The organism is Nocardiopsis sp. NPDC006139 (genome assembly GCF_040614155.1).
Lineage (GTDB): Bacteria > Actinomycetota > Actinomycetes > Streptosporangiales > Streptosporangiaceae > Nocardiopsis > Nocardiopsis changdeensis.
The window spans coordinates 15,610-40,128 of the sequence record NZ_JBEXTT010000033.1; the positions used below are offsets into that span (position 1 = coordinate 15,610).

Genomic DNA, 24,519 nt, shown 5'->3' on the forward strand with positions numbered 1-24,519 from the left:
CGTCGTGCCCACTGAGAGGGGTGAGGCATGACGGTCGACGAGTACAGGCACACGGGTCCGCTCGCTGCGGTCGCCGGCGCGTACCCCGACTGGGAGATCAGCCGTGCGCCCCGCGCTGACCGTCCTGCGGCGTGGGTGGCACGGCGGGGCACGGTGACGCTGTCCGCGCCCACCTGCGCGCACTTGTTGGTGCGGTTGGAGGACCACAACCGCGGCGACGCCGAGCTGGAACGTCTCCAGGGCGTCTATGGGCACGTGTACCGGGTGTGGCGTACCGCCGACTGGTGGATGGGCAGCGCCCTCGTGGACGGCATCACCCCGACGCTGATGGAGCGCACCCCCGAAGCCCTCGAAGCCCGACTCCGCAACCCCGGCCCCCGGTACGGGGCGCCGTTCCCCAGGGAGGCACACCCATGAGTCCGCGCCGACACACCGACCCGTCCGAGGACCCCATCCCGGACGACCTCACCAAGGAAGAGAAGGAAGCGGTCCGCCTCCAGGGCGAGCGCATCGCCGCCGCCCGTGCCGCTGGTGTGCCGATGCTCGGGGAGCCGGGCGCGCGCCGGGGCGAGGACTACGACTTCGGTAGCTGACCTACCGGATTAGACGCCGAAACCGTCTCGAGGGGATCGGCACCGCCCGACCGCATGGGTGTCGGGCAGGGGCGGCGGGTGGCCGTCGCCCCACCAAGCTCCCGCGTCCCTACACCGCTGAGGTGATCAAAGCGCGGGGAGGGCCCCGGGTTGGGATCCCGGGGAGGGTCCGGTGGGGAAGCATGGCCGGACCCGGCCCCCGTCCACTGCCAGTGGGCGGGGGTTTTCGCATGCTAGCAAGTCCAACCGCGCCAGTACCAGACGTGCGGAGCCTCCCCCGGGCGCGCGTAGTACGCCACCCGAGGCAGCTCCTCCGGGGCGCCCGACCCGTCCTCGGGGACGAAGTCGTAGCCGGGCTCCGGGTCCTGCATCTCGTCGGCGGGTACCTCCAGGGTCCCGCCATCGCACGGCCCGCCAATGAGGCGGACAGTCACACAGTCGCTCATGGGCGCATGATCCCAGCAGACGCAGACACGCGCAGGCAATGGCCGTACCCGGACGGCGAAACGCCCCGCCCTCCCAAGGAGGACGGGGCGCCGGCGCTGCCGCCCCGGGCTAGCCGGCCCGGTTCACCTGGACCACAGCCCACACCGTCACACCGGCCAGGATCGCCCACCATGCCCACAGCAGCCACACGTACCAGGCGGCCCCGTAGGTCAGCGTGTACGCGCCCAGGCCGATCAGGCTCGCGCCGGTCGCGACGACCAGCCACCCGGTGACGCGGCGGGCCCGCGTGATGTCCTCCATCTCCTTGTCCTCTCCGTTGTCCCGTCTGTTCCTGTCATGAGAGTCTGGGAGCGGGGCCCGGGGTGCTAACTCCATCCCGGGCCCCTTCCGTCACTTCAGCTCACGCTTGCGGTGACGGCCCTTCGCGTGTCGCCCTCGCGCCGGGCGGACCATCACGTAGAGCGTGATGGTGGCCGCGACCGCCGCTGCGGTGTTGACGATCAGTGTCGCCAGGGCCGCGATGAGGGTGATCAGCTCGTAGGCTCCCATGTAGGTGTTTCCTCCTTTCCGTCAGTGGCTCTGGCGGGGGGGTTACCACCTCCTCTCTTCTGTTGTGCTTTCAGTGTACTGCCTAGGCGTGACATAGGCAAGCCTAGGCAGTACACTTTTTCCATGAGCTTCCCAGACACCCACACCGCAGCCATCACCAACGCCCTCACCAGCATCAACGACCCCGCCGACCGCGCACGCGCCGCCGGAGACATGCTCAACCACATCCCCGCCCTACAGCGCGCACTCCGCGAAGCCCGACAGGAAGCCGTCCTGGAGATGCGCGCCACCGGCGCCACCTTCGACGAAATCGGCAAGCAACTCGGCATCACCCGGGCGCGGGCCTCCGACATCGCCAAGGGCGCCAGCACCGCTGGACGCAAGAAGAAGACCCAGGAATGAGAAAAGCGCCCCTCCCGCGAAGGGAGGGGCGCGTGTGTGCGGTCAGCGCTTGGCTTCCACGTCCGGGCGGGACGTGTGCGGGGCCAGATACCCGGCAGCGAACGTCACCACCAGAGACACGACGCCGATCACGACCGCGTCCACCGAGGACACGTCCACGTCCGGCAGGAACCCCGCCACGAGCGGGGTCAGGATGCTGGCGATCGCCGCGATGACGACCTTGGCTTCGATACGCATGGGTTGCCTTTCAGGTTGGGTTAGTACCAGGACCAGCCGGAAGTGCTCATGTGACCGGGGCCTCCCACAGGGACCGCCACGTCTGCGGGCCAGTCAGCCCGTCGACGCCGATCTTCTTCTCGCGCTGGAACGCCCGGATGGTGTTGGCCAGCGCCTGGTCGTACCGGTCACCCTTGGCCACGCTCCAGCCGCGCTCACGCAGCCGGTCACGGACCCTCCGGATGTGCGGCCGGTCCGCCGACCAGTAACCGGAGTGATTCCGGCTGTCACTGGACTCCGGCCCGAACCAGTGGCCCGACTTCAGCGGGAACGCCGGGGCCTTCACCCCCGGGACCGGCTTCGACGCACCCGGGCCCGGCGACGGAGCCGACGAACCCCCCGAGCCGAAAGCCCCCGACTTCACCAGCGCGTACAGCGGACCGCCGGGGCACGACGTAGACAAGTGGTCCCGGTGGCCGTTGATCCGCGACCCCGCCCCACCGGACTTGCGCAGGTACGCGACCGCGTCACGAATGCCCTGCACCATCTCGTCGGTCGGCTGCTGCGACCCACCGAGCAGAGCGCACACCGCATACCAGTTCTGGTTGCCGGAGTTGGTGCCGTTGGCGGCGGTGCGCCGGTTGATGCCCCGGCCGACGAACACATAGCCGTGGGCACACACGAGCAGGCTGTAGGCGATGTCAGCCCACCCGTTGCCGTTGATGTGGTGGTTCTGGATGCCGCGCACCCGGCCCGCACACGCGCTGTGGGAGTCGTTGATGGGGGACGCGCCCACGTAGTGGATGGTCACCCCGCCCTTGGAGGGGGTGATGTTCGTGGACGTGGAGCGGGAGCGTGCGCCCCATGCGGCGCGGGAGACGAGCTTCATGCGTGGTCCTCCTCGCAGGTGCACCCGGCGTCGTCGGGTTCGGCGGGGTCGGGGTTCTCTGTGGCGCCGACGGCGTCGCGTCCGGCGTCTGCGGGCCCGGGTTCGACGTCGGGGTCGAAGACGTAGGCGGTGGGGTCAAGCTCGGTCACTGGGCCCTCCTGGGCATGAAAAAAGCCCCACAAGGGGGCACATATGTGGAGAAATCGGGCTAGCGTTGGCGTAGCTCCGCCAACTCATCAGCCATCCGGCGTAGACGCGTCTGCTCATCGTGCAAACGCGACTCCATCTCCCGGATACGGGCCTCCAAGGCGTCGATACGCTCATCCCGTTGGCTCAGCTCGTCCTCCAGCGAACTGACCCGAGCGCGCAACCGCTCGTTCTCCTGCTGCAAGCCATTGAGGGAGGAGACCAGGGCGGCGTTCGCAGCAGCGGCATCCGTCACCGTCGCCGTACCCGCATCGGACCGGGTCTGCGCAGCCCGGAACAGCAAGCTGATCGCCCACGCCACGGCACCCAGCAGGCTCGCGCCGGCCCCGCCGATCACCACCCCGTCCAAGCCCATCATTCGGTCTCCGATCTAGGCACCTCACGCGCCCGCAACGCCCGGGTCAGCACCCGGATACGAAGCAGGCACGCGGCGGCGTACAGCACATAGGTGGCGGCGGCGGTCGTCGCAGTTGCGGGCTGGACAGCGACGATCGCGGCACCGTAGATGAGGGTGGTCGCGGCCAGCAGCACCAGCCCGGCCTGCTCCACGCGGAGCTGCTGGGTGGCCAAGCCGACGAGGATGAGCGGGGATCCCACCAGGAGCGACACCGCCCAGGCCAGGACCATGGGTGCGGGCAGGATCTCCGCGATGGACGGTGGTGCGACGCCGAGGAAGGTCGTGGTTCCGCTGATGACGCCGACGACGCCGAGCATGGCCTCGAAAGGGGCGAGGGAGATGGCGTCAAGGATCGAGCGCAAGCGGCGCACGGGACCTCCTACTCGGGGTCGGGGAGGGTCCATGGGGACGTCACCACAGTGGTCGTCGCCACGTGCTGTGTGCCGCCGCCCGGAGCGGGCTCGGACGAGTACACCGTCGATGTCGTGCGGGTGCGCGTCTGCATCCCCTCGCCGCGGAGCACCGCCGCGACACCGGCCGCGACCACCTCAGGGGCCGCACCCCACCCGCCGCGGACCAGGATCTCTCCCGGGTCGTCCTCGGGCATGCTGTTCGGGTGCCCGTTGTACTGCACCAGGACTTGACTGATGGACACGGAGGTCTCCTATCCGTCGACGTCGGGCGGGTCCGGCGGGTACTCCGGCATCGGCGGCGCCGGAGGCGGCGGGGGCTCCGGGTTAGCCACCGGCGGAGTCGGCACCTCAGGATCCGGCGTCACCTCCACCGGGTCCTCCAAGACGGGAGTCCCTTCTGCGGGCTGCTCCGGCTCCGTAGGCATCTCGGACATGCGTCCTCCTAAGGAAGGGGTTCGGCGACGATGGAGTGCTCAAAGGTCGTGTACACGTTCACCGTCCCCGAGCTGTAGTTGTACGACGGGGTGAGCGTGTACGTGCCGTTCGGCACCAGGTCCAGGTACAGGACCCGCGAGCACGACTGCATGAGCACACCCCGGGCCGTCCACGCCCGCCCCACGGCCGCGGACACCGAGGAAGCCCCCGACAGTGCGGCGCCGATGTGGATGGTCGTGGTGGTCCCGGTGTTGTTGCCCAAGGCGGCAGTGATGGTGATGCGCACCCGTCCCGAGGGGCCGGTCGTGAAGTTCACGGCCGGGTAGTTCCCGGACGGGAACGCGTGCCAGCTGCCGGCCGCCGCGAGCGATGCGGGCCACGACACCATGTCGGTGCGCACCGGCGCATGGGCGGGCGCGTTCAGGTACACCCCGGACACCAGCCGCACCTGCGCGGTACCCGATGCGAGCGCGTCACCGTCGATCTCGTTGGTCAGCACCAGCTCACGCGCGTAGATGATCGCCCGCGAGCTGGTGCGGGACGGGCTCGCGCCCTCCAGGACGATCGTGGACCGCAGGTTGTCGGCGTCGGCGTTCGGCGACCGGAGCGAGAGGGCCCGGGTGCCGCTGGCGCCGTCGATGCCGTAGACGCGTCCCCACTTGAACGAGTTCGTGGCCGCGCTGGGCCCGGATAGCCGGACCGACGCAGACCCCGAGTCCGCGACCAGGCGCACCTGGCCGCCTCCGGGGGAGGTCCATGCGCCGCTGGTCTCGGTGGTGGTGGCGGTCAGGGTCGCCATCGGTTCGGCCACGTCGTTGCGCTTGGACCACACCGCGAGTTGGGACAGCGTGGAGTTCGCCAGTCCAGTGATCGAGGGCAGGCCGTCGGCGGTGGATGCCGAGGAGTCGATCGCGAAGGACACCGACCCGGCGGTGGCCGCGAATCCGGCGAGCGGCGAGGAGGGGGAGGTGGCGTCCGAGGTGGCGGTGAACGCCGACTGGTTCGACGCCGATGATGCGACCAGTTGGGCGGTCATGTTCCCGACCCGCACCCGCTGTGTCACGACGTTCGCGTCGCCCTCGATGACGCCGGTCGGGCCGGGAGCGGTGCCCACGACCATCCGGGAGCCGGAGATCTCGGACGCGACGATGTCGCCGCTGAACAACGCCGTCCCCGTGTCGTCCACGACGAACACCAGCTCATCGGCCGCGTTGTACCCCTTGATGCCAGTGCTGTCCAGCTCGACCCGGGCCCCGGACGGGGTACCCGCGATGATCCTCGTCCCCAACACCAGTTCCGCTTCGAGCTTGGACGCGGTCACCGCCGCCGCCTTGATATGCCCCGCCTCGATGGCCTCCGCAGCGATCTTCAAAGCGGTCACAGCCTCCGCGCGCAGCTTCGGCGTGCTGATCGCGTCGTCCGCGATCTCCGTCTCGGTGATGGACCCGGGGGCGATGTCCGTGACCGCCGCCGGCACACCGGACGCCTGCGCAGATGGGTCGCCGACGATGCCGCCGGTGGTGACCGGGACCAGGCGCACGTAGTAGGTGGTGCCCACGGTGAGCGGGGCGATGGGGACCGCGCCGGCGGAGCGGGGGATGGTGGCGACGAACGTCGCCTCGGACGGGGTGAACCCATCCTCGGTGCTGACGTGCACGTTGACGTGGTCGAAGTCGCTGGGGAGCGCGGAGTCGTCCGCGAGCGCGCCGTCCCACGACACCCGCAGCCCGGACGGCATCGGCGTCACGGTGGGGGCGGTCGGCGCGGTCACGGGCTCTCCGCCCTCGGTGACCACCGCTGCACGCCCGTCCGGCTGGTAGCCGAAGCGGAGGCGCGTCGCACCCGTCTCCGGGTCCCGCACCTCCAGAGCTCCAGACTCGATGCTGGAGTGACCGAGCTGAGGTGCCCGGCGGGCCGTCTTCAGCGCACGGATCTCCCGCTGCTGATCCTGAAACAAACGCTCCAGTCGCCGCACAGCGCCTTCGAGTTCGCGTTCGCGGGCGGTCGTCACCCTGTACCTCCCGAGTAGTCGAAACTGTCCGAGCGTGCGCACGTCACGTCCACGCGGGACGTCTCCGTGTCGATGTCCATTGCGGCCACCCGCACCCACATGTCGATGTCGCCCCACTCGCCGTGCGCGTCGATACGGATGTCGTCACCCGGGGCGAAGCTCCCGATGGGCGCGGCAGGGTGCTCGCCGTCGACCGTGAACCCCGTGACGTCATAGGGTGCGCTGACGCGGGCGAGCTCCATCTCCGCTGACGCCTTCAAAACCGCCGTGTTCGTTGCGTCGGGAACGTCGATCGACTTCTCCCGGTACAGGCGCCCGTCGTCCTTCGACACCGTCACCCGCAGGCGTTTCGCGCCCTCACCGGCCCCGTAAGCCGTGACCGCATTGAAGTAGTCGCCGCCCGTCGACGACTCCGTGACCGGGTCGCCGATGAGGTTCTCGTCCGTGATCACCGGGCCGCGGCGGCGCCCTCCGAGCCGCGGGTAGCCGAGCTCCAGCCGCAGGGCGAGGCCGTTCTTTCCGTCGGGGCCGGTGCCGTCCCACGCGTAGCGTTCCCGGAAGTCGAAGGGTGCCATCCGCGCGAGTTCTTCAATGACCGAGTCGGCTTGGTGGTCGTCGTACCAGGCGAGCTGGTACAGCCAGAACACCTCCTGTCCCGTCGCCGGCGGAGGTTTGCGGTCCGCGGTGGTCCACACCCGGTTGATGGGAATCTCCGGCTCGATGTCGGACGCCTTGGGGTTCGGGTCGTCCGGGGTGGCGAGCTTGCGAGCGTTGTACCAGGACCCCACCCTGTACGGGCTCACCCCGGAGCCAACGGTGATGCCGAGGTTCGACCGGGGGCGACCCTGCAAGAAGCTGTAGACGCCGCGCACCACATCGAACGGGTCCGCGCCGTTTCCCGAGGTGCCGCCGGTGGTCTTCCCGCCCCAGGTCAGGGTCTGGGTGATGCGCTGCCCGTCCGTGATGGAGGAGAACCCCTCGCACTCCAACTGGAGGGACTCGCCCGCCTTCTCGTGGGAGCGGAGGATCCCGACGCCCTGCACCACGTCGTCGAACTCGACCACCAGCAGAGTTCCGTGATCCCTCAGCAGCGGCTGCCCATCGTCCGCCTGAAGATGCTCATAGGTGTGGTCGATCGTCGCCGACAGGGCATCCGCACCGGACAGGGTGTACCCGATCGTCGGCGCCGACGCCGGCAGGTCCCGATCCAGCCACGTCAACACTCCGCCAGGGCCCGGGGGGAGCCGCGCCGCGTGCCACCGCCATCCGTCCACGTCAGCCTCCTACAGGGACGCGGCGGACACGGCCACCTCGCGGAACTCCATGTCCACGACGAAGTTCGCGAACCCGTCCGCGACCAGGTACTTCGTGGTTTCGGAGTCGGCCTTCGCGTACATGCGCAAGGCCACGGCCATGCCGCGCATCGCCGAGGGGATCGTGATGGTGTCCGCCAGGCCGACCGACGCCCGGTATCCGTTCGTGTCGCCCTGCGGGTTGAAGTTGTACGCGGGGGAAACGGAGTAGAGGGCGTTGCCGCCACTGCCGATGAACCCGATTCGGACGAGCCCGCGGGCGTCCCGGGTCGTCGCTCCCGGGGCCCCGGGAGCCGGGTAGAGGGTGTTCAGCCAGTCCGCGCGGACCGCGACCTGGGTCGCCCACTTGGGGATGACCAGGCCCGTCCATTCGTGCTGAGGCCACCGCTCGAAGTCGGGTTTGTAGTCGGCGAGGTCGTAGCGGCCGTCCGCCAAGCCCATGCCGTACATGGTGCGCATGGTGCGCTCGATACGGGGGTTCAGCATCCGCCGCATGTCCTTGATGTAGGACTGCGTGATCGTGGACGTGAACGGCGGGATGTCAATCCTGGCCAGCGGTATCGCCGAGTAGGTCATGCCCGCTGGTACATCGGTGGCCGTGGACGGCACACCCTGGAGGACGCGCGTGTGGATGAGCTGGTCCGTGAGGGCGTGGTCCCACACGTTGGGGCCTTCGACGGTGGGGTCCTCCACGCGGGCGATGACCAGGTCAGAGCGCGCCGACGCGGTGTCGTTCGGGGCGATCGACACCTCGTCCAGGCCGACGTTGTACCCGAAGTACGATCCCTGGAAGCCCTGTTCCCGCCCGGCGACCACACACCCGCCGGCGGCGACGGTGACGGTCCCGCCGGGGATGGTGGTGGCGCGCACTTCCAGGTCGGTGGGTTCGATGATGCCCTGCGCCGACCGGGTCGCCGACTGGAGCTGGAGCCGCGCCATCCGAGCGCCACTCTTGGCTCCCTGGACAGCCCACACGGACCCCTCATCGGGGTCGGTCTGCCACGTCACACGATCCCCCTAGGGAGTCGAGCGGGCGCGTCGCCACGACACGACGGCGCGCGCCGTGCCTGTGGGGTCCGTCCCGCGGAAGTTGATGAAGTGCGTCCCGGGAGGGATGCGCAGGTCTGAGAGCCGAGACCCGGAGAGCTGGCCGCGCAGTGATGCCCCGTCAGAGCGGAGCACGGTGCCTGCCCACGGGCGGGGGTCGATCGTCACCGTCTGGCCGTCCAGCAGCGACGTCTGGAGCGTCACCAGGACGGTGGTGCCGACGATGCCGATGGACGGCTGCGACACCGGCCCCTCGATCGTGATCACCGGCCACACCGGGTTCGGGCCTGGGTTCGTCAGGGCGTCCCTGCGTTCCCCCGGTGCCTCCCCCCATGTGATCGGCCAGGTGACCGGCCACTCCACTCCGCCGCCGCCCGGGGCGACCAGGCCCAGGATGAGCGGCTGTTCCGGCTCTGCGGCGTAGAAGGACGTGTCGACGACCCGGAAGTCCGCGGAGAATTCGACGACGCCGGCGCGGATGAGCTGGGTGGCGATGGGCTCCAGTGCCCGGGGGCGCCCGTAGGCGACGACCTCCTCGCCGCCGTACACGCGGGCGCGCAGCTCCGTGACGGCGCGCGGACGGGCTCGCAGTGCGGGGTCGTTCCACGCAGCGGTGAGCTGCTGCCACGCTGCCAGGCACTCAGCGGCGGTGTACGCGCCGCTGGTGTTGAGTTCCCAGGTGTGTACGGGGCCGCCCGCCCGGTCGATGCCGAACACGGTCCCGTCCCCGTAGGGGCGGGTGGTGTCGGCATCCTCGGCGTCGGGGGCGCCCGGCAGGAAGTCCATGACCTCCACCGGGCACCCGCGACCGAAAACGTAGCCGTTCACCGAGAACTGGCCTTCTTCGAGCACCGTCACCTCCGGTACTTTCCGGCCCTGTCGGCCCTCCGGACGCCCTTCGCGACACCGTCCACGAGCTGCCCCACCGTCGCCGGCGGCGGCTGCACGTTCACGACCGTCGTCCGCCCCTGGGAGCGGTAGCCGCGCGACACCGCCCCGTCCTCGCGGAGCGTCCGCTCCACACGCCCCACACCCCGATAGGAGGGGAAGGTCCCGGACGCGTAGCCGTCGCTGTCGCTGATGCCGACTGCGCGGGCCAGGATCGTGGACACCTCGTGCGGGTACACGTGCTCCCCGCCCCGGAAATCGACCAGCTCGGGGCCCTGTTCCCCCACCCACGCGAGGCCGCGCCGCGCACCCAGGGTGCCGGACGCGTACCCGCGGAGGATGGAGTTCTTGCGGTCGTCCTGGGCGCCGATGCGGCGGAGCATGCTCGCGGTGAGCATGTCCCGTCCGACGACTCCGCCCTTGGCGTAGCCGCCTCGGGTGTTGGTCTGCCAGAACGGCCGGAACACCGCAGGCGAGCCGGGGTAGCTGCTGGAGTATCGGACGTTGTTGGACTCGTTGCCGCCGATGGTCGCCCGCCCACCCAGGGACAGGTTGACGTGCCTGCGCCCGTAGACGAGGACGTCACCGGGACGGCGGGCCCCGTACACGCGCGGCATCCCCGAGGTGTAGTAGTCGCCCGTCCACGCGGTCCTGCGCGCGCGCCCCAGTGATCCGCTGGCCCCGGCCTGGGCGAAAAGCCAGCTGATGAACATCGCGCACCACTGGTCGTTGAGCCCGTACCACCTCGTGATCGCGTTGGTGTTGGACCCGTTCGGGACCTCGGGGTACTTTCCGACAGCCCCGCGGGCGATCGCCAGTACCCGAGACGGCAGGCCCCGCGCGGACCCCACGCCGAGACCGGTGAAGTCGCCCCCGCCGATCGCGTTGCCGTCCAGCCACTTCACCAGGGCGTCCCGGATCGTGCCGACCGCCATGTACGGGATGCCGGGGATCCCCGTGGTGCCGATCGTCGACAGCGCACGCCTGGTGGGCGTGGCGATGACGTTGATGGCGTCCTTCCACGACCCCGTGCCCGCGAAAGCCGCGGCCCCCTTCACGGCCAGATCGAGCAGCAGCTCGGGGATGTCCGGCATCTGGATCCGGGACACATCCGGGGTGACGATGCCACCCCGCGCGTACCCCTGCTGCCCGGACGCATAAGACCGCAGGGCCGATACGCCGCCGGACAGGCCGATGCTGTTCCAGCGCAGTAGCTCGCCGCGCAGCGCCGGGACCTTCATCGCCTCGGAGATCGCGACGCCTTCACCGCGGCGCATCGGGACGAGCTGGTCATCGCCTTGCCGCCATGTCGAGTACCCGGGCAGCACACCACCACGCGCAAACCCGCGCGGCAGCGTCACCTTGGGCAGCGGGTCGGCGCCGACCAGGTCGGCGACCTTGTCCCACATCGGCTTGATGGCCTTGCCGTACACCGTCTCCACGAGGAACCGCACCGGGGCGCGGGCGGCCTTCTTGATGTCCTCCCAGGCCTTCGCGATGACCTTCTTCGCCGTCTGGAACGCCTCGCCGAGCCTGCCCGTGCCGGACCGCATCGGTGAGAACACCTTGTCGCGCAGATACGCCCACACCACCTGGATCGACGTTTTAATGCCGACCCAGGCGGGCTTGATGATCTTGTTCCACAGCCACAGGAAGATCGGCCCCAGGGTTTTCTGGATGACGAACTTGATCGCCGCGAAGATGATCTTGATGATCCCCCACGCGATCTTGACCGCGAGGCTGATCCCCTTCCACGCGGGCTGAAGCACCCTCTGCCACAGCCACAGGGCGGTCGGCGCGATGACGTTCTGGAAGTGCCAGACCAGCGCCGCCACAACGGGCTTGATGACCTTGCTCCACGCCCAGGTCACCACGGCCGCGATCCCCTGGAAAACGGGGACGAGGATGTTCCTCCACAGCCACAGGGCGATCGGGACGACCACGTTGGCGACATAGGCCACGTACAGCTGAAAAGCCGGTACCAGGACTTTCAGGAAAACCCAGGAGACGATCGCGCCGATCGCCTTGAATGCGGGCTGGAAAACGTTCTTCCACATTTCCAGCACCGCAGGCATGATCTGCTCGCGGATGGTCGTGACGATCTGGTTGAAGCCCTGCTTCAAGCCGCCGTTCCACATGTCGAGGAAGAACTGCTTGATACCCGCGAAAGCACCATCGACGACCTCACGGAACTCATCGAAGGTGTTGTACGCCCACACCACGACGCCCACGAGGGCGGCGAGCGCGATGAGGATCCACCCGATCGGCGAGACCGCCATCGCCGCATTCAGGGCGAGCTGGGCGAGCTGCCACGCCTTGACGCCCGCGGCGACCAGGCCGATGCTCACGGCCAGGCCGGCGAGAACCTCCGGGGGGAGCTGCTGGATGACCCAGAGCAGGCCACCGAACGCCCCCAGGGCGAGCGGGCCGAGCAGGGCCAGCCCTGAGGTGAGGGTGGTGACCGCACCCCACAGGCGACCCAGGAAGGTCTCCACGATCGGGGCTGTCTCACGGATGTAGTCCATGAAGGTGGTGAGGCCCTCGGAGCCGTCGAGGCCCTTGCCCCACTCGGCGAACTGCGCGGTGATCCGCTCCAAATAGCCCAGGAACTCGGGGGCATACGGCAGCCACGCGTTCACGATCCCCGCGAACCCGGTGCCCACATTGCCCAGAGACCGGCCTAGGGACAGCGTGGACGGCCCCACCGAGGCGGCGAACCGCTCCCCGAAATCGCCCCACCACTCTCCCGACAGGGCGCGCTGCATGTCACCCAGCAGGGTGCCGACAGCAGCCGATGCCCCGTACACGATCGGAGTCAGCGAATCCAGCCGGGACTCGACCATCCGCAGCATCCCGCCGAAGATCGGCAGGACCACGGGCTCCAGGGCCCGCTGCCACTCGTCGAAAGCGTCCGTCAGGCTGACCCAGTCCGCCATCAGGTCGCGGGCCGCCGGCGACAGGTCCGCCATGGCGTCGGCATACGCGCCCATGGCCACCGCGCCAGTACCCGCAGCAGCAGCCGACGCCTCCTGCTGGAGCTGCATCATGCGGAGCTGCTGGCGCGCCTGCTCCACTGCGCGAGCGCCGTCACGGTCCGCCTTGGCGACGTCCGCGCGGGCGCGCGCCAGGGACCGCTCCTGGTCCTCCACGCGGCGGGTCGCCTGAGTCAGACGCTCCCGCGCCCGCACGACCACATCGGCGCCCTCGACGCCGTTCTTCGCGGCCTGCTTCTCCTGCCGCTGGAGCTCCTTGCGGCGGGCCGTTTGCTCCTTGTGGGCCTGCTCGGCCTGCTTCACCGCAAGCTCGGCGGCCTTCAGGTCGGACTCGGACACGGTCGCGGACAGGGTCGCCCCGGTGTGCTCGTCGATACCGTCGACCGCGTTGCGTCGGGCGTCCGCGAGCCGCTCCTGGGCCTGCGTCACCGACAGGGCGGCCTGCTCCTCATCGAGCAGCGCTCCGGAGATCTGGAGCTGGAGCGACTGGAGCTCGCGGCGCGCCTGAGCGCGGGCCTTGGTCAGCTCCTCCTGGGCCTGCTTGGCGTCGCGCTGGGCGTCCGCCAGCGACCGTTCGGCGTCCTGCACTCGCAGCACTGCCGCCGCACGCTGGATCGCCGCCTGCTCCTGGGCCTGACCGACCGCGCGGGAGGCCTGTGCGAGCTGCATCTGCTGGATGGCGGCCTGCGCGGCAGAGCGGCCCACCTGGGCCGTTGCCGGAGCCGTAGCCTTGGCCGCGGCCTCCTGCGCCTTGAGGGCTTCGCCGATGCGCCCGATGGACGGGATGGCGACCGCGGCGAGTGCGCCGAAACCGGCGGTCGCAGCCGACAGGGGCCCCAGGAGCGAGATGAGCCCCGCGCCGAGGGTCGCGCCGATCGGGATGGACGTCACGCCCGCGGCGGCCACCGACAGGGCCAGCAGACCAGCGGTCGCCTGGTGGGTGCTGACGTCCACGCGGATGTTCACGTCGTCGCCGTCGAGCGCGCGCGCCTGCGCGGACACCGCTGCCAGTCCGGCCTGGGCCCGGCCCGTGTCCGCGTCCACAGCGATCGTGGCATCCCGCATCGACCGGGCCTGGCGCTGCACCTCGTCCAGGCTGCGCTTGGCCTTGGTGGTGTCAGCGCCGACCTCGATGTCGACGCCTCGCAGGGCGTCGTTGACACCCCGGGAGATGCCGCGGCCGATGTCCACGCCGACCTTGTAGGCGCCGGGCATGATCTCGCGGCGCAGCTCACGGATGAATCCGCGAGCGTCGGGGCTGACCGGCACGATCACGTCGCCAGCGGTGAACTCGCCTGCCACGGGACCACCTCCCGGGCGTGCTAGGCGGCGTTGATGCGCCGGAAAAGGTGCTCGGCCATGGCGCCCTCGACGGGCTTGAGTCTGCGGTTCTTCTTCGAGCGCACCCCGGGCCGCTCCAGCGGCTCCGGCGGCTTGCCCTTGCCGCCGTTGGAGGCCTGCACCACGTAGGTGAGGTAGCGGACGTCATCACGCAGCGCGATCACGGACATCTCCAGAGCGGAGTGCGGGGCGTCAGCCGGGGAGGCGTCCTCGTCGGGCTGTACCCCCTCGGCCTCAGCGGCGAGGCGCATCGCGGTCTTGGTGGCGGTTTCGGGCGGCAGGTGCTCGATGGTGATGCGCACCTGCCGCCACGACTGTCCGCCGCGGTACAGGCCCAGGACGTCCACGCCCCGCTGGGCGAGGTCGTGTTCGATCTCCTCGGGGAAGCGCTCTAGGAGCGCCGCCGTCCGCTGGATTTCCCCAGGCCATCACCGCTAGCGCGGGCGGCGGCCTTGGAGAAGTCCTTGAACTCGTCCAGGGTGGGGTCGTTCTCGATGAAGCGTTCGGCGTCCTCGGGGTGCATGACGCACTCCGCCCACGCCTCGAAGTCGCCCTCGTTGAGGTGCCGCAGGAAGCTGATGCGCCACTGCTTCTGGGGGATCACCCGGTAGGTGTCCTCCCCCATGGCCACGAGGACGTACTCCTGGCCTTCGGCTTCGGCTTCGGCCTGCTGGGACTCCAGGGCCTCGGGGATGGTGTCGGTCACGAGTCGAAGCCTCCGATCGCCGCGGGCACGTACAGGGAGTGGTAGATGGTGTTGCCGGCCTCGTCGGGGTAGGCGGAGAACGTCAGCTCGTAGCCGCGCATCGCGGTCGTAGCGTGCTCGACGTCGCCGCGGTTGGTGACCTCGCCCTCCGGGATGTAGTACCGGTGGATGGCCGGGCCGTCGTAGACGTCCCAGATGAACGCGCGCGGGTCGGGCTGACCGGTCCCGGACTCGGCGAACTGGAGCTTGCCGGTGACCTCGTCGGGGGTCATCTCCTCGATGGTCTTCTTGTACATCAGGGAGAGCACGGCGGGCCGCATGGTCTCCCACAGGGTTGCGGAGAAGGACCGCTCCGAGCTGGTGGTGACCTTGCGGAACGGGGTGGTCAGGCCCCAGGGAATGAAGGACTCCTGGTCCTCCTCGAACGACTGGTTGAGGCCGTCGCCGTTGACCGCGCCGAGCGGCTTCCACAGCCCCGTGGGGGCCTCTTCGAGCTCGGCGGGCTGGGCGGTCCGCCGGGGGGCAACCCACCCGCCGCCGTTCGCGCCGACCAGAGTGAGGTCTGCGGACCTCTCGATCTGCACCATGGTTTCCTCCATGAGAAAACCCCCGACCCGAGCGGCCGAGGGTTGATGTTTCGCCAGTTCAGGCGGGGTGGGTTGTCAGGTGGTAGGTGGCTTGGTAGCGGCGCACCGCCGTGTTGTCGTAGGGCAGCCACCGGGGTCCGGGGCGGATCTCCACATCGGTGACCACCGCCCCCCGGTACACGCCGTGCCGCCACAGCCGCAGGATCGACTCCCGTACCTGCTCGGCGAGTTGCGCGGCCGCGAGACGGGTCGGAGCCCACGCGGTGACGTCCACGCTGGGGTAGTCGAGTCGGAACCCGTCATCGGGCCCGGAAAGGCGGGCGACCTGCACGAACGGCAGTTTCGTCTCCAGGCTCGGCGGAGTCTCCGGAGCAACCCCCGCGAGTCCGGGGATGTCCTGGGTGAGCCACGCGATGAGCAGCGGCTCCACGAGCACACTCACGGCGCCTTCTTCCGCTTGGTCTTCTTCGCGGACACTTCGCCGGCGGCGCGGCCCATGATCCGCTGGGCGTCCATGTGCTCCCCGCCCCACTCCACGAGCGTGGCGTGCGGCGCGTTGTTGCGCAGGGTCGCCTCCGCACGGTCGTGCTTCACACCGCCCCTTGCGGTGGAGGAGATGGAGAACGCGTTCATGTACTGGCCGGACCTGCGGTGCTCTGCCGCCAGCGCCTCGGCTCGTGCCTGGAGGGCACGGGCGCGTTCGGCCATCGCGGCCTGCATCTGCGGGCTCGCGAGGATCCGTCCGATGCCGTCGATGTCCGGGTTGAACTTCGGCTTCTTGGTCGCCACCGGGCCTCCTCCCTGGCATTCTGGGAAGCCCCCTTGGCGTTCCCGCTCGCGCCCCCACCCTCCGGGAGGACACCGTCATGCTCACCGCTCACGGCCACATGGGCGCCACGATCACGTTCGACGGGCAGTGGGTGACCATCACCCGCCACGGTGCGCAGAGGCTCACGCACGGCCGCGGTGAGAAGCGGCTGCACATCGGCCAGATCAGCGCGGTCCAGCTGAAGCCGCCGGGTGTGCTCAGCAACGGGTTCATCCAGTTCACGATCAACGGCGGCATGGAGCGTCAGGCCCAGAAGGGCGCCCGCACCATGCAGGCCGCCCAGGACGAGAACTCGGTGATCTTCACCAGCAAAACGGCTGCCCAGTTCACGCAGCTCCGGCAGGCCATCGAGGACGCCATCTCCCGCATGCACATGCCCCAGCCGCAGGCACCCCAGCAGTCCGCTGGAGCGTCCATTCCGCAGCAGATCCAGCAGCTCTGGGATATGCACCAGCGCGGGATGCTCACCCGCGAGCAGTACGACGCGCAGGTCGCCAGGCTCAGCCAGTGACCCGCTTCAGGGCCACCTCCGTGCCGGACGCGTGCCCGGTCAGCGGCGACCGGTAGAACCCGGGTTCGCCGTCGACCTCGTAGACGGTGCCGCGTACCCGGGCGCGGTCCGCTGCGGGCACGTCCACCCCGGGCGGGATGAACACGGTGAGACCGACGATGACCTGGGAGCGGGCCTGGTCCTGCTCGGAGGATGTGCGGGGCCAGATCGCGCACCCCTCTACCGGGGTTTCCACGACCGTGCCCGGGGTGGGCAGGCCCATGTCGTCGGTGCCGCCCGGGGTCTCCCGGAGGAAAACCACAGTCTCGCCGTGCGGGAACGGCGCCCCGGTCACCACGGCCCCCACGGGTCCACGATGGGCGGGTAGACGGGCCCGGCGTCAACCGGGGTCGGGTCCACTGTGAACGCCCCGCCCCTGCCCGCCAAGCGGGACAAAGTGCGGCGCTCATCCCGGGTCATGTACAGGCCCGCCTGCGGGCGCTGCACACTATAAGGGCCGATCGTCTCCCCCGAGATGCCCTGAGGATTCGAGTACGCCCGCCCCGCCATCGACAAGATGACCGCTTTCGCCCCATCGGGTAGCGGATCCACGATCGACCGGGCCAGCGACGCAGCCTGCTCCAGCAGCAGCGCCGCCCGGTCCGCGTCGATGTCCGGCAGCCCCAGGTAGAGGCGCAACTCCTCAGTGGTGACCTCCATCGGGACCTCCTACAGGGACTCGATGGCCTCACACCACGCGACCAGATCGTCGTGCGGGTCCAGCTCAGCGGAGCGCTCCGAGGCGCGCTTGGACGCAGCCTGGTACTCCTTGGTGTCGTCCAGGCGCTCCAGGGTCGCCACCCACGCGTCCGGGTCCGTGCGGTCCGCGAGGATCGACGCCGACCCGAGCATCTCCACCGTCCCCGGGTTGGGATGGGTGATGACCGGGATCCCGGACGCCAGAGCCTCAGCCCCCACACGCCCCCACGACTCATACGCCGACGGCATCAGCAGAACCCGCGTGCGCGCGTACACCGCATCCCGCATCTCGTGGCCGCTGACGTGGTCGATGATCTCGACGTTGTCGGGGATCTGCTGCGGGACGACCTGCTCCCCGTAGGCGCCGCGCACCCCGAGGAACTTGTGGTCCGGCATGCGCTTCGCGAGCTCCCAGAACAGGTGGCCGCCCTTGGCCTCGTTGAGGTTGACCAGGGTGACCGCGTCGCCCGGGGTCGTCCGGTAGTCGTCCGCGAGAACCGACGGCGACACCCGGATGGTCCGCCCCGGGGCGGGCTGGTGGGATTCGTAGTAGGCGTCAGCCTGCTCGATCATCCAGTCCGAGTTGTAGACCACCAGGGCCGCGTTCGCGGCGTCCTGGAAGCTGCGGGCGAAGGTGTTGTGGCCGATCACCACGAACCTGCTGCCGAACCCGCGCGCGAGCGCACCCGCACTGGGCACGTTCTCCAGGTGCGACACCACCACCCGGGAGCGCCGCACCTCCCCCGCCAGATCCAGGTCCGCCGCCAGCGGCACCACCCGCACACCATCCAGGGTGTACGGCTCACGCTGCACCGTGTACCGGGACAGCGACACCGTCACCTCATGGCCGCGCTCCACCAGTGCCCGAAGCAGACTGTGGAGCATCCACTCCGCGCCGGCGTTGTGGGTGGGCGGGTACGCGTGCACCCTGGCGAGCACCTTGAACGGGTCGTCGGCCTTCCCGAGAGAGCGCGCCTTCTTCGCCCCTGCGGAGGCCCCGGTCTTACGCGCCCGGGGCTTACGCGGAGCGGGCTTCCGCTCGGTCACGAGCCACCGCCCGCCACGATGTACTTCACGAACGCGTCCGCGTCACCGACCACGAACCCGTAGTACGCCTCCGCGAGCAGCAGCACCAGGTTCTCCTGGAACGCGCTGTGAACGACGCCGTCCTCATCGACGTAGGTCGCCTCCCGGGAGATCTTCACGCTGATGTCCATGCCGACGCCGTAGGCGCACTGCTGCCAGTCGCCGCCGATCGCCCGCAGACCGGTGTCGGCCAGGGTGGACTGGCGGCGGTACTTCCCGGACACGCCACGGGAGTACATGATCGGCTCACCGATCAGGGTGCCCTGCCCGGATCCGGCGTCGGTGCCCTGCGTGGTGGTGTCCACGAAGATCGGTCGGCCGGTGGTGTCGGTGGACAGCAGCAGCTTGGGCTTGAGGCGGGAGTCCGCGGCGAACCCGGAGAAGTCGTAGTCGGCATCGACGACCTGCTCCATGCCCTTGACCAGGTCGGCGTAGATGCCGCCGGTGGCCTGCGAGGACGTACCCAGGGTCTGGGTGTTGGTGGTCTGCGCGAGGTAGCCGGGGAAGGGTCCGGTGGCGCCCTTCATGGACTTGCCGTGGATCGCGGCGTAGTCGAAGGCCCGCGCGAACGCCAGCGGCAGGTCCGACTGGAGCTGAGTCCACAGTCCGCCGGCGTTGGTGCGCGCGACCTCCATGGACACGGGGATGAGGACGGCGATCTTCTTGCCGGTCATGGTCTTCACACCGACACCGCCGGACGACAGGGGCTTGCGAGCGCCCTCGTCCACCCAGTCAGCGGTCGGCACGTCCAGGGGAACGGGGATGGAGGTGGTGGCGTCCATCGACAGCGGCACACGGCGAGACAGCCGCATGACCGCGGACAGCTCGTTGGCGCGCTCGAAGATCGGCCCCGTCAGATTGCGGGGCAGCAGGTTGGCGTTGACATCAGAAAGCTGAAGCGGCTCAGTGGCCATGGTGGGTTTCTCCTAGCGGTCAGCGAAGCCGCTGACCCAGAAAACCGGCGAACTCGGCCGCCGGGTCGGACTTGGATCGGGTGTTGCCACTTGAGCCCTGGGAGCGGTCCGGCGCCGGACGGCGGGGTTCGCTCTGCTTCGCGAGATGGGGCTTGCGCTTGAGCAGGTCATCCAGGTCGGCCTTGATCTGGTCGGAGTCGACGTCGCCGTCCTCGCCCGCATACGAGGCCAGGTCGAGGAATGCAGCCGCATCGGCCGGGTCCGCGAACCCGTCAGCGGCCAGCGCCCGCACCTCCGCGCGCACGGCACGGTCCAGGAGGGCGCTTCGGCGCTTCTGCTCCTCCGCGAGCTGCGCAGTCAGCCGCTCCTCAGCGGTCTTCTGCGCGTCCTCCATCTCCTTGGCCTTGCGAGCGAGCGGCTCGGCCTCCTTGTACTTCGTGCGGTACGAGGCGGCCTCCTTGCGGAGCTTCTCGATCTCCTTGCGGGCCTTCTCCGGGTCCGCCCACGGGTCGGATGAGCCCTTGGGCTCCTCCTGCGTGGTCGGCTCCTGCTCTTCGGTCACCTCGGTCGGCTCCTGGCCGGTGGGCTCTTCGGGCATGGCTGAGAAACCCTCCTGGGGTTCATGGGGTTGCTCCCGCGCCGGGCGGGAGAGGTCTAGGTGTCGGCGAGCGCGCGCCGGAAGGCGTTGCGCATTGCTGCGCTGCCGCCCGTGACGTCCTTCGTGGACTCGTCATAGATACGCTTCCACTCCCGCACCTCAGGGCGCGGAGACCACGACTGGCCCCGGAACACGGGAGCCGCGTGGCAGTGGCAGTGATCGTGGAACTTGAAGTCGCCCTCACCTTCGAAGAGCGCGTTCGCGTCACGGCCAGCCGAGTCCGCGTCCTTGTAGACGGGCCCTCGGATGGCCATGAGCTTGCAGAAGAAGCAGGCCCCGAGAGCGGCTTGACGCACCCATCCGCGGGCCTCAGGGTCCGCCTGGACGGCTTCGACGATGGTCTCTCGGGCTGCGTCCGCGACGAGTTTCTCTGCGGCCCCAGCGGCTTTGGTCTCTGCTGCGGCGAGGCGCTGCTCGATCGGAGGCGGCTCCCGCTGCTCCGGGATCCACAGATCCGAGGTTGCCCACCGGAGCGACGCCGCCGACTTCTCCTCGGGGACATCCACAAGGTCGGGGGTGAAGACCCCGCTGGCGTCGGCGAGCTCGCGCTCCGACTCGTAGTAGTCCGCAGCGAGCGTTGATGCTGCCAAGGCGTACCGGTTCACGGTGACCGTCACCGCAGCCTGCCACTGAGGCACCGTCCGCCCGAAATCCCCGAGCGTGATGATGCCCCACAGCGCCGCGATGTCACGCAGCAGAGCGACCATCAACCCGCGCTGTGCGTCCTGGTGCTCAACCGCTCTCGTCGCCGACCACGGCATCCGCCACCTCCTCGGAGGCTTCAGTGTTCGCGCGGGCGCCTATCTCCTGGAGGAGCTGACGGCCCTGAGAGCGGCGGCGGTCCGCGCGCACGCGGGCGCGCTGTTCCTCGCGCAGTCCCACCATCTCCAGCGCCACATCACTGTCGGCGGGGATGATGCCGGCCTGGACGAGCTTGACCGCGGCATCCGTCTGCGCGGACACGGTCGGCGTCGCTGGGTTGACCCAGCCGATGTCGATATTCCGTGCGGCGTCAGGCATGTCTCCGTGCCGCCAGATCAGCGCCAGCCGCAGCACATCCGCCCACGGGGTACTGAAGAGGCTCTGCTTGCGTTCGGCCTTCTTGATCAGCTGGGATTCGCTGCTACGGATCGCGTCAGCGCTGGCGGGGTTGTCCGTGGTGTAGCCCAAGAACTGCGGCGGAACGCTGAGCTGGGTGGCCATGATGCGCGCGTACTGGTCCAGCACCCGCGTGAACGCGCTGGGGTCGCCCGCAGCGAACTGGCCGACCTCGGGAAGCTGCCCGTCCTCGTCGCGCTCCAGCCCCAGCACGCGGCCGACGTAGGTCTCCCAGGCGCCGACCGGGCGGCCCTCCTGGTCCTCGAACGCGCCCTCCGACGCACCGAGGATGTACCGCTGAGGCGCCGCGAAGAACTCCCGCGACACCTCCATCCCCAGCAGGGTCCGGCACGCCGCGTCCGTGATCGACATGACCGCCGGCGTGATCTCCGAGCGACCCATCCGGTCCGCGGTGCGCTGCCTGTTGCTGAAGCGGACGATCGGCACCACTCCGACCTCATGGTCGTCGCGGTCCACGATCTCCCAGCCGTTCTCGGCCTCGATCAGTGAGATCGTCGAATCCGGCAGGTACAGGGTCGCCGCCCGGACGCCCCCCTCCTCCACGTACTCGCGCAGACCCGCCGTGGTCGCGCGGGCGCGCACGTCGTAGAAGACGGTCATGTCCCTAGGGGACTCGACGGTGATCAGCGGCGGGCACTCAGAGGTGCCGCACCCGCCCGTTCCCACAGCGGCGTAGGCCCGCCCGAACACGAACGCATCCAGGTGTGCGAGCTGCGACTCGTGCCAGAGCTGGTTCGCACCCCAGATCTCCGTCAACTCGTCCGAGTTGGACCCGTTCGCGTACCGGATCTGGTCGATGTCCAGCCGCGACTCCAGGGCGTCCACACCGGTTTGAGGCCACCCGATGACGGTGTGCAGGCCACGGAGTTGCGGCGGAATCGAGATGCCCAGGTCTTCGATGATCTGATCGCCGTTGTAGTAGGCGTCCAGGATGTCGAGCTTCCACCGGTGCACTTGGAGTTCGCCGCGCAGCGCCTCGAAGGTCGCCTGCTCGTCGTCGTTCAGCGTGATCAGCGGCAGTTCAGGGATGGACAAGGTCATCGGAGCACCACCGCCCTTCCCTTGCGCGTCTTCGCGCCCTTACGGAACTTCGGATGGTTCATCACCAGACGCCGCCCCAGTCGGGCGCCGACAGCACACACCGCGAGATCAACGAGCTTCGAAGAGTCCCGGGTGACCTTCCCGAGAGTGAAACCGAACTGGTTCGGGCGCCTCTTGGCGTTGTGGGCGTGCATCCGCAACCCCGCGTGCCCATCCCACGTGAACGGCACCCCGTCCTCCTCATCGACAAGGCGAGCAACCTCCATCGCCTCCTCGGTGAACCGCTGGTTGCGCTCCCGAGCGCCACGAGCCGACATCCGCATGTCGAACATGACCGAATGGCCGAGCTGGGAACCCGGCGTCGCCCACAGGAACAGGCGCTTGTGCCAGTCGCGGTGCAGGCCGTCGATCATCTCTTTCCAGTACAGCGACTCGTCCTCGTCGTCCCGGGCTGGCGACGGGTCGATGCCGAACCACATGACCTTGTAGCGCTCCAGGGCGGCGCGGGCGGTCGCTTCTACCTCATGGCGGGGCGCCAGCCACCCCTTGCCGCGCTCCCCGTGGGGGCGCTGCCACATGCCCAGCGTGAAGATGTGGCCGTCGCTGATACGGCACCCGACAAGGCCCGTGGCATCCGAGCTCTTGGAGCAGTCCAGGAACAGGGTGATGCGCTCCCGGTCCTCGACGACGACGTCGGGGCGTGCCAAGGCATCGAACCGGCGCGGGTCCACCCACGCGTCCTCAGCCGCTGCCAACCCGTTCAGGTAGAAGCGGATGCTGTCCGCGACGCTGGTTCGGAGGTCTTGGACCTCAGCGATCACACGCGGGATGTCGATCCACGGGGCGTCCATGTACGCCTGCCGCAACCCGCGCTCCAGCGACTCCACGTCCAGTAGGTCCGTCGACGGGTCCGCTTCGATGGAGTCGTACAGGATGTCCCGGTGGTGCGTCTTGCCGGCCGCCTGGGCCTGCCACGCCTCGTAGGAGCGCTCCGCGATCGAGTCCATGCCCTGCTGGTGAGCGTTCGTCAGCTCCAGCACCCGCGCACCGATGTAATCGGGGCTCTTGCCGACGTTGCGGCGCACCACTTCGGCAATGCCCTCGCCGCCGCTGGACACGGTCATATGGTGGGACTCGTTCAGGAACACCGCCGTGGGCGGGTCACCCTCCGCGGACCGCTCGGAGTTCGTCAGCAGCTCAATCATGCTGCCGCTACGCGTCTGTGTCTGGAGCTTGCCCGGGGTGATCCCGTACCGCAGCCTCATCTTCTTCGAGATCATCGCGTTCAGGACCCGCAGGACGTCCTTCGCCTGCGACTCCGAGTTCGCCGCGATCTGCACCAGCGACATCTTCCGCATCCGCGACAGCGGACGCCCCGACTCATCGAACCCGACGAACTCGACCGGCCCCACGAACTCGACCAGGGCCATCGCCGCAGCGAGCGGGTCCTTGCCGACGCCCTTCGCGCCGCGCTTCACCCCCGACCGGTACACCCACCGGCCGTCCTCAGCGACCGCGTACCACAGGTGCAGGAACCGCTTCTGGCCCGGCGTGAACCGCCACGGAGCCCCGGTCAGCGGATGCACCAGCGTGGACTCCGCCCACCGGATGATCGCCGGACCCAACGACGGCGGCAGCAACTCCAGGCGGGACGGGTGCCCCCACGGCAGAGCGTGGTCGCCCGGCCATGGCAGCGTCAGCCACGCACCCGTAGCAGGGTCCAGGTAGTAGCCGGGCGGAAGCCCTAGCTCATCCGTAGAGGGCGCGGTAGTCATCCATCACCGCCACCTCAGCCGGGCCGTCCTCCGCCTCCTCCAGGCCGCGAGTCAGCTCAATGCGCAGCCGACGCCGGTCCCCGTCCGTGACGGCGAGGCGGGCCAGGATGCTGTCGATCGCCGCACGCATCTGCGAGCTACGTCGGCCGGACTCCTTGTACCGGGTGATCTCCTCCATCGCGTCGAAAGCCGCCACCCAATCCGACGGCTCCCAAAACCGCACCTGCCCGGACTCGTGAAACGAATCCCAGTACATGCGGGCGATCGGATGCCAATCAGGGTCAGGGTCAGGAGCCTGAACGACCGCGGCCGCCGGGGCCTTCGTCGTCGCCAACTCCGCCTTCGTGCGGTGCCCCATCCGCTGCTCAGGGCGCTTAGGGACACGACCACGGATACCAGTACCCATGCGACACG

The 24,519-nt window shown here is 69.3% G+C and carries 32 protein-coding genes; 4 read left to right on the forward strand and 28 right to left on the reverse strand.

Features of this window, described 5'->3' with window-relative positions; all coding sequences use genetic code 11:
- Positions 1 to 27: 27 nt before the first annotated feature.
- Together ABZ249_RS29950 and ABZ249_RS29955 are read left to right on the forward strand one after the other, a co-directional pair.
- Positions 28 to 417, forward strand: a complete 390-nt coding sequence (locus tag ABZ249_RS29950; RefSeq protein ID WP_355269475.1) for a hypothetical protein — start codon at positions 28 to 30, stop codon at positions 415 to 417.
- On the forward strand, positions 414 to 593 hold the full coding sequence (locus ABZ249_RS29955) for a hypothetical protein (RefSeq protein WP_355269477.1): 180 nt from the start codon (positions 414 to 416) through the stop codon (positions 591 to 593). Before ABZ249_RS29950 ends, ABZ249_RS29955 begins: the two co-directional genes overlap by 4 nt.
- 233 nt (positions 594 to 826) lie before the next feature.
- Here the strand turns inward: ABZ249_RS29955 and ABZ249_RS29960 are convergent, their stop codons facing one another.
- The 3 genes from ABZ249_RS29960 to ABZ249_RS29970 all read right to left on the reverse strand — a co-directional run bounded on the left by ABZ249_RS29960 (position 827) and on the right by ABZ249_RS29970 (position 1,589).
- On the reverse strand, positions 827 to 1,039 hold the full coding sequence (locus ABZ249_RS29960; RefSeq protein ID WP_355269479.1) for a hypothetical protein: 213 nt from the start codon (positions 1,037 to 1,039) through the stop codon (positions 827 to 829).
- 109 nt (positions 1,040 to 1,148) lie between these two features.
- The gene (locus ABZ249_RS29965) at positions 1,149 to 1,340 is read right to left on the reverse strand and encodes a hypothetical protein (RefSeq protein WP_355269481.1); all 192 of its coding nucleotides are present in this window, start codon (positions 1,338 to 1,340) and stop codon (positions 1,149 to 1,151) included.
- A gap of 90 nt (positions 1,341 to 1,430) precedes the next feature.
- Positions 1,431 to 1,589, reverse strand: coding sequence for a hypothetical protein (locus tag ABZ249_RS29970; protein WP_355269483.1), 159 nt, complete (start codon positions 1,587 to 1,589; stop codon positions 1,431 to 1,433).
- Positions 1,590 to 1,712: 123 nt separating this feature from the next.
- On the opposite strand from ABZ249_RS29970, the gene ABZ249_RS29975 reads away from it, so the two are divergent.
- Entirely contained in the window at positions 1,713 to 1,991 is a 279-nt protein-coding gene (locus ABZ249_RS29975) for a hypothetical protein (RefSeq protein ID WP_355269485.1), read from the forward strand.
- A 42-nt stretch (positions 1,992 to 2,033) separates the two neighbouring features.
- Here the strand turns inward: ABZ249_RS29975 and ABZ249_RS29980 are convergent, their stop codons facing one another.
- The 16 genes from ABZ249_RS29980 to ABZ249_RS30055 all read right to left on the reverse strand — a co-directional run bounded on the left by ABZ249_RS29980 (position 2,034) and on the right by ABZ249_RS30055 (position 16,223).
- A complete protein-coding gene (locus tag ABZ249_RS29980) occupies positions 2,034 to 2,228 on the reverse strand; it encodes a hypothetical protein (RefSeq protein WP_355269487.1) in 195 nt (64 codons plus the stop codon).
- Between the two features lie 46 nt (positions 2,229 to 2,274).
- Positions 2,275 to 3,096 carry an N-acetylmuramoyl-L-alanine amidase gene (locus tag ABZ249_RS29985; RefSeq protein ID WP_355269489.1) on the reverse strand — a complete coding sequence of 274 codons (822 nt, stop codon included), beginning with the start codon at positions 3,094 to 3,096 and terminating at the stop codon, positions 2,275 to 2,277.
- Complete coding sequence (locus ABZ249_RS29990; RefSeq protein ID WP_355269491.1) at positions 3,093 to 3,245, reverse strand: hypothetical protein; 153 nt, start codon at positions 3,243 to 3,245, stop codon at positions 3,093 to 3,095. Before ABZ249_RS29990 ends, ABZ249_RS29985 begins: the two co-directional genes overlap by 4 nt.
- A 59-nt stretch (positions 3,246 to 3,304) precedes the next feature.
- The gene (locus ABZ249_RS29995) at positions 3,305 to 3,661 is read right to left on the reverse strand and encodes a hypothetical protein (protein WP_220561492.1); all 357 of its coding nucleotides are present in this window, start codon (positions 3,659 to 3,661) and stop codon (positions 3,305 to 3,307) included.
- On the reverse strand, positions 3,658 to 4,062 hold the full coding sequence (locus tag ABZ249_RS30000; RefSeq protein ID WP_220561493.1) for a hypothetical protein: 405 nt from the start codon (positions 4,060 to 4,062) through the stop codon (positions 3,658 to 3,660). Before ABZ249_RS30000 ends, ABZ249_RS29995 begins: the two co-directional genes overlap by 4 nt.
- 17 nt (positions 4,063 to 4,079) lie before the next feature.
- Entirely contained in the window at positions 4,080 to 4,355 is a 276-nt protein-coding gene (locus ABZ249_RS30005; protein WP_220561494.1) for a hypothetical protein, read from the reverse strand.
- Positions 4,356 to 4,555: 200 nt separating this feature from the next.
- Positions 4,556 to 6,319 carry a hypothetical protein gene (locus ABZ249_RS30010; protein WP_355269494.1) on the reverse strand — a complete coding sequence of 588 codons (1,764 nt, stop codon included), beginning with the start codon at positions 6,317 to 6,319 and terminating at the stop codon, positions 4,556 to 4,558.
- A gap of 236 nt (positions 6,320 to 6,555) precedes the next feature.
- Positions 6,556 to 7,779: a hypothetical protein gene (locus tag ABZ249_RS30015; RefSeq protein WP_355269496.1), complete on the reverse strand. Its 1,224-nt coding sequence runs from the start codon at positions 7,777 to 7,779 to the stop codon at positions 6,556 to 6,558.
- Positions 7,780 to 7,842: 63 nt separating this feature from the next.
- Positions 7,843 to 8,811 carry a hypothetical protein gene (locus tag ABZ249_RS30020; protein WP_355269498.1) on the reverse strand — a complete coding sequence of 323 codons (969 nt, stop codon included), beginning with the start codon at positions 8,809 to 8,811 and terminating at the stop codon, positions 7,843 to 7,845.
- Positions 8,812 to 8,889: 78 nt separating this feature from the next.
- On the reverse strand, positions 8,890 to 9,777 hold the full coding sequence (locus ABZ249_RS30025; RefSeq protein WP_355269500.1) for a hypothetical protein: 888 nt from the start codon (positions 9,775 to 9,777) through the stop codon (positions 8,890 to 8,892).
- Positions 9,774 to 14,102 (reverse strand): hypothetical protein, encoded by a 4,329-nt coding sequence (locus tag ABZ249_RS30030; RefSeq protein WP_355269502.1) that lies wholly within the window; start codon positions 14,100 to 14,102, stop codon positions 9,774 to 9,776. The genes ABZ249_RS30025 and ABZ249_RS30030 overlap by 4 nt, the downstream gene beginning before the upstream one ends.
- Before the next feature lie 20 nt (positions 14,103 to 14,122).
- On the reverse strand, positions 14,123 to 14,488 hold the full coding sequence (locus tag ABZ249_RS30035; RefSeq protein ID WP_355269504.1) for a hypothetical protein: 366 nt from the start codon (positions 14,486 to 14,488) through the stop codon (positions 14,123 to 14,125).
- 44 nt (positions 14,489 to 14,532) lie between these two features.
- On the reverse strand, positions 14,533 to 14,847 hold the full coding sequence (locus ABZ249_RS30040; protein ID WP_355269506.1) for a hypothetical protein: 315 nt from the start codon (positions 14,845 to 14,847) through the stop codon (positions 14,533 to 14,535).
- Positions 14,844 to 15,434: a hypothetical protein gene (locus tag ABZ249_RS30045; RefSeq protein WP_355269508.1), complete on the reverse strand. Its 591-nt coding sequence runs from the start codon at positions 15,432 to 15,434 to the stop codon at positions 14,844 to 14,846. The genes ABZ249_RS30040 and ABZ249_RS30045 overlap by 4 nt, the downstream gene beginning before the upstream one ends.
- 58 nt (positions 15,435 to 15,492) lie before the next feature.
- Complete coding sequence (locus ABZ249_RS30050; protein ID WP_355269510.1) at positions 15,493 to 15,876, reverse strand: hypothetical protein; 384 nt, start codon at positions 15,874 to 15,876, stop codon at positions 15,493 to 15,495.
- Positions 15,873 to 16,223, reverse strand: a complete 351-nt coding sequence (locus ABZ249_RS30055; RefSeq protein ID WP_355269511.1) for an HK97 gp10 family phage protein — start codon at positions 16,221 to 16,223, stop codon at positions 15,873 to 15,875. Before ABZ249_RS30055 ends, ABZ249_RS30050 begins: the two co-directional genes overlap by 4 nt.
- Positions 16,224 to 16,300: 77 nt before the next feature.
- Between ABZ249_RS30055 and ABZ249_RS30060 the strand changes: the two genes are divergently transcribed.
- Positions 16,301 to 16,774 carry a DUF4429 domain-containing protein gene (locus ABZ249_RS30060; protein ID WP_355269513.1) on the forward strand — a complete coding sequence of 158 codons (474 nt, stop codon included), beginning with the start codon at positions 16,301 to 16,303 and terminating at the stop codon, positions 16,772 to 16,774.
- Here ABZ249_RS30060 and ABZ249_RS30065 read toward each other — a convergent pair.
- From ABZ249_RS30065 to ABZ249_RS30105, 9 genes are all read right to left on the reverse strand, one after another.
- On the reverse strand, positions 16,764 to 17,075 hold the full coding sequence (locus tag ABZ249_RS30065) for a hypothetical protein (RefSeq protein WP_355269515.1): 312 nt from the start codon (positions 17,073 to 17,075) through the stop codon (positions 16,764 to 16,766). The two genes, ABZ249_RS30060 and ABZ249_RS30065, sit on opposite strands and share 11 nt — an antisense overlap.
- 29 nt (positions 17,076 to 17,104) lie before the next feature.
- Complete coding sequence (locus ABZ249_RS30070; RefSeq protein WP_355269517.1) at positions 17,105 to 17,473, reverse strand: hypothetical protein; 369 nt, start codon at positions 17,471 to 17,473, stop codon at positions 17,105 to 17,107.
- Between the two features lie 9 nt (positions 17,474 to 17,482).
- Positions 17,483 to 18,439 carry a glycosyltransferase family 4 protein gene (locus tag ABZ249_RS30075; protein WP_355269519.1) on the reverse strand — a complete coding sequence of 319 codons (957 nt, stop codon included), beginning with the start codon at positions 18,437 to 18,439 and terminating at the stop codon, positions 17,483 to 17,485.
- 116 nt (positions 18,440 to 18,555) lie between these two features.
- Positions 18,556 to 19,512, reverse strand: coding sequence for a phage major capsid protein (locus tag ABZ249_RS30080; protein ID WP_355269521.1), 957 nt, complete (start codon positions 19,510 to 19,512; stop codon positions 18,556 to 18,558).
- Positions 19,513 to 19,531: 19 nt separating this feature from the next.
- Positions 19,532 to 20,110, reverse strand: coding sequence for a hypothetical protein (locus tag ABZ249_RS30085; RefSeq protein WP_355269523.1), 579 nt, complete (start codon positions 20,108 to 20,110; stop codon positions 19,532 to 19,534).
- Positions 20,111 to 20,166: 56 nt separating this feature from the next.
- Positions 20,167 to 20,877, reverse strand: a complete 711-nt coding sequence (locus ABZ249_RS30090; RefSeq protein ID WP_355269525.1) for a hypothetical protein — start codon at positions 20,875 to 20,877, stop codon at positions 20,167 to 20,169.
- Positions 20,878 to 20,902: 25 nt separating this feature from the next.
- Complete coding sequence (locus ABZ249_RS30095) at positions 20,903 to 22,330, reverse strand: phage portal protein (protein WP_355269527.1); 1,428 nt, start codon at positions 22,328 to 22,330, stop codon at positions 20,903 to 20,905.
- Positions 22,327 to 24,105, reverse strand: coding sequence for a hypothetical protein (locus ABZ249_RS30100; RefSeq protein ID WP_355269529.1), 1,779 nt, complete (start codon positions 24,103 to 24,105; stop codon positions 22,327 to 22,329). The genes ABZ249_RS30095 and ABZ249_RS30100 overlap by 4 nt, the downstream gene beginning before the upstream one ends.
- Entirely contained in the window at positions 24,080 to 24,439 is a 360-nt protein-coding gene (locus ABZ249_RS30105; RefSeq protein ID WP_355269531.1) for a hypothetical protein, read from the reverse strand. Before ABZ249_RS30105 ends, ABZ249_RS30100 begins: the two co-directional genes overlap by 26 nt.
- Between the last annotated feature and the right edge of the window lie 80 nt (positions 24,440 to 24,519).

Coding starts and splice junctions, on each gene's coding strand:
- ABZ249_RS29955 (WP_355269477.1), top strand. CDS start 414: ATGAGTCCGCGCCGACACACCGACCCGTCCGAGGACCCCATCCCGGAC.
- ABZ249_RS29985 (WP_355269489.1), bottom strand. CDS start 3,096: ATGAAGCTCGTCTCCCGCGCCGCATGGGGCGCACGCTCCCGCTCCACG.
- ABZ249_RS30095 (WP_355269527.1), bottom strand. CDS start 22,330: ATGACCTTGTCCATCCCTGAACTGCCGCTGATCACGCTGAACGACGAC.
- ABZ249_RS30085 (WP_355269523.1), bottom strand. CDS start 20,110: ATGCCCGAAGAGCCCACCGGCCAGGAGCCGACCGAGGTGACCGAAGAG.
- ABZ249_RS30100 (WP_355269529.1), bottom strand. CDS start 24,105: ATGACTACCGCGCCCTCTACGGATGAGCTAGGGCTTCCGCCCGGCTAC.
- ABZ249_RS29965 (WP_355269481.1), bottom strand. CDS start 1,340: ATGGAGGACATCACGCGGGCCCGCCGCGTCACCGGGTGGCTGGTCGTC.
- ABZ249_RS30070 (WP_355269517.1), bottom strand. CDS start 17,473: ATGGAGGTCACCACTGAGGAGTTGCGCCTCTACCTGGGGCTGCCGGAC.
- ABZ249_RS29975 (WP_355269485.1), top strand. CDS start 1,713: ATGAGCTTCCCAGACACCCACACCGCAGCCATCACCAACGCCCTCACC.
- ABZ249_RS29950 (WP_355269475.1), top strand. CDS start 28: ATGACGGTCGACGAGTACAGGCACACGGGTCCGCTCGCTGCGGTCGCC.
- ABZ249_RS30080 (WP_355269521.1), bottom strand. CDS start 19,512: ATGGCCACTGAGCCGCTTCAGCTTTCTGATGTCAACGCCAACCTGCTG.
- ABZ249_RS29970 (WP_355269483.1), bottom strand. CDS start 1,589: ATGGGAGCCTACGAGCTGATCACCCTCATCGCGGCCCTGGCGACACTG.
- ABZ249_RS30020 (WP_355269498.1), bottom strand. CDS start 8,811: ATGGCGCGGCTCCAGCTCCAGTCGGCGACCCGGTCGGCGCAGGGCATC.
- ABZ249_RS30090 (WP_355269525.1), bottom strand. CDS start 20,877: ATGGTCGCTCTGCTGCGTGACATCGCGGCGCTGTGGGGCATCATCACG.
- ABZ249_RS29995 (WP_220561492.1), bottom strand. CDS start 3,661: ATGATGGGCTTGGACGGGGTGGTGATCGGCGGGGCCGGCGCGAGCCTG.
- ABZ249_RS29960 (WP_355269479.1), bottom strand. CDS start 1,039: ATGAGCGACTGTGTGACTGTCCGCCTCATTGGCGGGCCGTGCGATGGC.
- ABZ249_RS29980 (WP_355269487.1), bottom strand. CDS start 2,228: ATGCGTATCGAAGCCAAGGTCGTCATCGCGGCGATCGCCAGCATCCTG.
- ABZ249_RS30045 (WP_355269508.1), bottom strand. CDS start 15,434: ATGGTGCAGATCGAGAGGTCCGCAGACCTCACTCTGGTCGGCGCGAAC.
- ABZ249_RS30060 (WP_355269513.1), top strand. CDS start 16,301: ATGCTCACCGCTCACGGCCACATGGGCGCCACGATCACGTTCGACGGG.